At 42.5% G+C, this 845-nt stretch carries 1 protein-coding gene; it reads right to left on the reverse strand.

The genetic code is table 11. The features are described from left to right. Nucleotides 1-13: 13 nt before the first annotated feature. A protein-coding gene (locus tag ACT3SX_RS15325) for an IS5 family transposase (RefSeq protein WP_198411581.1) occupies nt 14-765 on the reverse strand; the annotation gives its coding sequence in 2 pieces (ribosomal slippage) (nt 14-537 and nt 537-765; 753 coding nt in all). Nucleotides 766-845 lie beyond the last annotated feature (80 nt).

Here is an 845-nt window from a genome sequence, read left to right on the forward strand (position 1 = left end):
CTAGGGCGTGTCCCTAATTCAGTTTGCAATGAATCATAGTACAAGCTAGATACAGCATAGACTTATAATTACGAGCCAATTTCTCGTATCGAGTCGCAATACTACGGAACTGCTTTAGCCTTGCAAACGTGTTTTCAACTAAGTGTCGTAGCTTATATAAATAATGATCAAACGCTACATCTGGTTGTTTAGCATTTCTTCTTTTAGGGATGACAGGGCTTATATTGTCTTGCTTTAGCCTGTTTCTAATGGTTTCAGAATCATAAGCTTTATCAGCAATGAAGTAGGTCGCATCCGTTAACATCTCTATGATGTCATCTACCGCTTGGCTGTCGTGGACGTCACCCCCAGTGATTTTAAAATCAATCGGGTTTCCATGCGAGTCGACGGCGAGATGAATCTTGGTGGTTGTTCCACCTCGAGATTTTCCAGTGGCTCGAAGCTCTCCTCGTCTGGCGCCGCTTGAATGCTGATGACAGCGGATGTAGCTTCCGTCTGCGAATACCCATTCTTCATCAATACTTGCTCGTAGGTCAAAAAAAATTGCTCCCATAAGCCTTTTTTTGACAACCTGTTAAAGCGATTATAGGCGGTTTTCCATGGACATAGCTCACTCGGTATATCACGCCATGGGGCTCCTGTACGAAGTTTCCATAATATGGCTTCCATGACTTGTCTGTCATTTTTCCAGGTATGACAGCCATGAGCCTTCATAGTACTTTGGAGTTGTTCCCATGTATTATCATTGAGCACTGTTCTTGCCATAATTTAGAGAGCCATGTGGTAAATAGTCTCTTTATTTTAAAGGCTTTATACTTACTTTTCCAGATTAGGGACACGCCCTA

The sequence above is a fragment of the Psychrobacter sp. AOP31-B2-9 genome (assembly GCF_052378005.1).
GTDB lineage: Bacteria > Pseudomonadota > Gammaproteobacteria > Pseudomonadales > Moraxellaceae > Psychrobacter.